This window comes from Oscillospiraceae bacterium (genome assembly GCA_035353335.1).
Classification (GTDB): Bacteria; Bacillota; Clostridia; order Oscillospirales; family JAKOTC01; genus DAOPZJ01.
In genome coordinates this window covers 1-3,441 of the sequence record DAOPZJ010000110.1, presented here as the reverse complement: position 1 = coordinate 3,441, position 3,441 = coordinate 1, and the positions used below count along the sequence as shown (strand labels likewise).

Genomic DNA, 3,441 nt, shown 5'->3' with positions numbered 1-3,441 from the left:
ACCCGTCGTTATGACCTGCCAGGCACGCTTTCGGAATGCACCGATCTTTCAGTGCCCGATGCCAAGCCCATAATCACAGCCGCGGAATTCTATAACCCTGTCGAGACCTTCACGGTGCGAAACAGCCAGGTCGACGCGCTCGGACATCTCAACAACGCCCGCTATACCGATTTTGCGTATGACGTGATGACCGACGAGGAACGAGCCAAAACTCTGCGGCGGCTTGAAATCACTTTTCACAGCGAACTGCGGCGCGGCGACACCTTTTTGCTCTCTGAATCTGTGTACCGGGAATCCGACATTTTATATTTCCGCGGCAGCACCGATGGTAAAAAGGCGTTTGATCTGACGCTGTTTATTGAATAATATTTTTAACACAACATCTGAAAGGAAGTTATCTTTTTGCCGGAAATTTTCGAATTAATTATGGTTTTATGTTTCGGGGTCTCTTGGCCGGTCTCGATCGCCAAATCGTGGCGTTGCCGGACCGCAAAGGGCAAAAGCCCCGTTTTTTTGGTTTTTATCATCGTCGGCTATACAAGCGGTATTGCCTGGAAACTGCTCTCGGGCAATCTTACATATGTCTTCTGGTTTTATGTGCTGAATCTGTTGATGGTGACGGCGGATTTATGTTTATATTTCCGAAATGCCCGGCTCGACCGAATCGCGGCGCAAGAGGTATAAAAAGCGCTTTTTATTCATATTAATAGGGCTCGCAGACGGCTCAAATCCAATAACTTGCAATTTTTGGCGCGCCGTGGTAACATGTTGCCAACTCAATTTGGAAGAAGGGGAAGCTGTGAAAATCCTGCTTGTGATCGACCAGTTTTACGAAGCGAATAACGGAATGACCATTTCCGCCAGACGCTTCGCCAAAGTGCTTGCCGACCACGGACATGAGATTCGAATCGTCAGCACCGGGAAATCCCGAGACCCCGGACTCTATGCGGATTCCTACAGCGTTCCGAAGCAGTACATACCATTTTTCGATAAACTCGTAGCCAAGCAAGGCATGACTTTTGCTAGCCCTGACGACGAGGTGCTCGAATGCGCCGTCGGCTGGGCCGATATCGTACATTTTCTCGTTCCGTTTGCGCTGTCACACCACGGAATCATGATCGCAAGAGAGCTCGGAATACCCTATACGGCGGCTTTCCATTGCCAGCCGGAAAACGTCACTTCCTCGATCTATCTCGACAAGTTTAAGAATATCAATAAATTGATCTATTTATGGTTTAACCACTATATCTATCAATATTGCGGCCATATTCACTGCCCCAGCGAATTCATCGCAAATGAGCTGCGCAAAACCGGGTACCGGTCGCATTTGCATGTGATCTCCAACGGCATCGACCCGGATTTCGTTGGACTGCGCAAAAAAGAAAAGCCGCCCGAGCTGAAAGATAAATTCGTAATTTTATCTGTCGGCAGATATTCGCGTGAAAAGCGGCACGAACTGATCATCAGAGCGGTCAAAATGAACCGTTATGCAGAACGGATTCAGTTGATTTTCGCGGGTCAGGGTCCCAAACGGGATATGCTTAAAAAACTCGGAACTTCTCTTCCGAATCCTCCGATTTTCAATTTTTTTAAAAAATCTGATCTGCTCGACGTTATTGCCATGAGCGACCTTTATGTCCACGCGGCGAACGCCGAGATCGAGGCGATGTCGTGCATGGAGGCGTTTGCAAGCGGCCTTGTGCCGATCATCGCTGACAGCGAAAAGAGCGCAACGCCTCAGTTTGCGCTCGACGAGCGCTCTCTCTTTATTGCGGATGACCCCAAAGACCTCTCGAAACAAATTGATTATTGGTATGAACACCCGGAAGAGCGGCGGGAGATGGGTAAAAAATATGCCGTTATGGGCGAAAAATACAATCTCGAGACCTGCGTTTACGAGGCTGAAAAGATGTTTTACGAAGCCATCGAGGACGCATCGAGAGAAGCTGTCCCGGTCAGAGAGGCGAACGCGAAATGAACGACCCGACCGTGCGAAGCCGAAGCAAAAAAGAAGAGGACGAACATGTCCTGCACTTTCGTGAGACGTGTCCTTTCGAAATCGGTTCCGATTTCGACTATCTGCGCGATGGATGGGGGCAAACGGTCCTCTCGGTGCTGCTGCGCATTATCATTGTACCGCTGTTATCTGTGTTTAATTATATCGCCCTCGGGTTTCGGGTTTACGGACGCAAGAATCTGAAAGCGCTGAAAAAACGAGGCGCGGTTACAGTTTGCAACCACATCCACCCGCTCGACTGCACGATGATCTATCTCGCGCTTTGGAACTTGCGCGGCTATTTTGTAACATTGGATACCAACTTTAAAATTCCGTTTGCAAGACATCTGATCCGCCTGCTCGGCGGCATTCCGATCTCAAAAAATCCGCATCAGGTAAATGATATGCTTTTGGCGGCCGGCAAAGCGCTCAGCCGTGGAAATTATGTTCAAATTTACCCCGAAGCTGTGTTGAAACCCTACTGCCACACGCTTCGAAATTTTCACCCGGGCGCGTTCCGCATTGCCGCAGACAATAACGCTCCCGTTCTTCCGATGATTTTGACACTCGAACGACCGCGCGGCTTTTTTGCGTGGTATAAACGCAAACGCTGTCTCCGTCTACACATTCTACCGCCGGTCGAGCCTGATATGAGTTCAAAAAAGCGCAGCCGCATCGAAAAGCTGCAGCGGCAGTGCCTCGAAGCGATGACACAGAAACGCATCGAACGGCGCAGAATTCAGCGTAAAAACATAAAATAACCGAACGGTCCATATAGTAAGACGTATGTACTTTAATTACTCTATGAAAGAAAAAGGACGGCTTAAGCCGTCCCTTTAAATCTATTGTTTTATCAGGCCTTGGAGGTTTCTTTGCTTGTGATGAATATGATTGCGACAGAACCGGCCAAGTTGATGACGGTTACCGCAATTGCAAGCAAAATCCATCGGTTATTCTCGCCGGAATCCGCGGGAACCGCTGTCGCCGTCGCTTCCTCTTGAATCGTGACGACACCGGCGGCGGAAACGGCGGAGGTATTATTCATCTTATAAACAGGGGCCTTCCCGCTTCTCATCAAAGGTTTGGCGATTAATACCGCAGCTCCGATGAAGACGAAGATGACGACCAGGAAAAGCCGTAAACTGATGTGTTTTTCCATTTGACATTCGCCTTTCTGCTATAAATGCTGCCTGCCCGACCGAGGGAATAAATAAATTATATCTTATCTCAGTTACATTTCGGTTACAATTCCAGTATTTTGCTGTATTGAAATCGCAGTCAATCCCAGTTTTGACCGGTATAATGATCTTCATTAAAAATATAAACCGGTTTTATGACACCCTGATCTCTGTTCACAGGATATATAGATAATGCTGTTTCGTCAGGTAACATACATTGTCCTTACAGTCATTTTTTATGAGATCTTATTAAATGAAAGTATATAA

General features: G+C 47.8%; 5 protein-coding genes. 4 read left to right on the top strand and 1 reads right to left on the bottom strand.

Going from position 1 to position 3,441, the window contains the following annotated elements; genetic code table 11:
- From PKH29_12695 to PKH29_12680, 4 genes are all read left to right on the top strand, one after another.
- A partial coding sequence (locus tag PKH29_12695) for a thioesterase (GenBank protein HNX15697.1) occupies positions 1–366 on the top strand: 366 nt, incomplete at its 5' end.
- A 36-nt stretch (positions 367–402) separates the two neighbouring features.
- Positions 403–684 carry a hypothetical protein gene (locus PKH29_12690; GenBank protein ID HNX15696.1) on the top strand — a complete coding sequence of 94 codons (282 nt, stop codon included), beginning with the start codon at positions 403–405 and terminating at the stop codon, positions 682–684.
- A gap of 115 nt (positions 685–799) precedes the next feature.
- Positions 800–1,978 carry a glycosyltransferase gene (locus PKH29_12685; protein HNX15695.1) on the top strand — a complete coding sequence of 393 codons (1,179 nt, stop codon included), beginning with the start codon at positions 800–802 and terminating at the stop codon, positions 1,976–1,978.
- Positions 1,975–2,757 (top strand): lysophospholipid acyltransferase family protein, encoded by a 783-nt coding sequence (locus PKH29_12680; protein HNX15694.1) that lies wholly within the window; start codon positions 1,975–1,977, stop codon positions 2,755–2,757. The genes PKH29_12685 and PKH29_12680 overlap by 4 nt, the downstream gene beginning before the upstream one ends.
- A 92-nt stretch (positions 2,758–2,849) precedes the next feature.
- On the opposite strand, the gene PKH29_12675 is transcribed toward PKH29_12680, so the two are convergent.
- Positions 2,850–3,155 (bottom strand): hypothetical protein, encoded by a 306-nt coding sequence (locus tag PKH29_12675; GenBank protein HNX15693.1) that lies wholly within the window; start codon positions 3,153–3,155, stop codon positions 2,850–2,852.
- Positions 3,156–3,441: the final 286 nt, after the last annotated feature.

Bases quoted from the DNA above. Each gene is read 5' to 3' on its own strand.
- PKH29_12680 (HNX15694.1), top strand. From the start codon at position 1,975: ATGAACGACCCGACCGTGCGAAGCCGAAGCAAAAAAGAAGAGGACGAA.
- PKH29_12675 (HNX15693.1), bottom strand. From the start codon at position 3,155: ATGGAAAAACACATCAGTTTACGGCTTTTCCTGGTCGTCATCTTCGTC.